The organism is Litoribrevibacter euphylliae, from assembly GCF_042646085.1.
GTDB classification, from domain to species: domain Bacteria; phylum Pseudomonadota; class Gammaproteobacteria; order Pseudomonadales; family Litoribrevibacteraceae; genus Litoribrevibacter; species Litoribrevibacter euphylliae.
The window spans coordinates 1-718 of record NZ_JBHRSZ010000014.1 but is presented as its reverse complement, the minus strand read 5'-3'; the positions used below and the strand labels follow the sequence as shown (position 1 = coordinate 718).

The 718-nt window shown below is 45.7% G+C and carries 1 pseudogene; it reads left to right on the top strand.

Annotation, left to right across the window (positions count from 1 at the left end):
* A pseudogene (locus ACFOEK_RS21220) lies at nucleotides 1-718 on the top strand (hypothetical protein); the annotation flags it as partial.

The window sequence follows — 718 nt, the reverse complement described above, 5'->3', positions numbered from 1 at the left end:
GAAGTGCCCACCGATGTGGATGAGCATTTAGACTTTGATAAAGACGGCATTGGCGATGGTAAAGATCCAGATGACGATAACGATGGTCTGACCGATGCTTTTGAAGAAAGCTATGAAGGCTTCGATAAGTGGGCTTATAACGACCCAGATCATGATACCGACGGTGATGGCCTGACGGATCAGGAAGAGCAAGCGGCTGGCAGTAGCCCGTTGCTAACGGACACGGATGGTGATCAGATTCCTGATGACTATGAAGTAGCCAATGGCCTGGATGTTAATGCTGATGATAGCCAGATAGACCTGGATGGCGATGGTTACAACAACCAATGGGAATATTTGATCGGCACTAATCCATTAGAAAATGAGTTTGATGATCGTACCGAGATGAGCGTTTTAGGCTCTCTTAAAAACGGCGATGTAACCGCCAATGGCATGACCGTTGATGGCTTGGATTATATTCGTGAAGTTATTCCGCATGCATCCGGTAAATTTGTATACGTATTGTCTTCGCCTGATAGCTCGGTTCGTCGTATTCAGAATATCGTAATCTTTGCACGCGATGCTTTAACCGGTGAATTGAACTTCCTCTCGAATGAGCCTCTGGGAATGTCAGTGGTATCGGCGTTATTTACTCGGGATGGCACATCTCTGTACTTGATGGAAGACAGTACTACACCAAACTTGATTCATTACAACATTGATGAAGTAGCGGGTACGT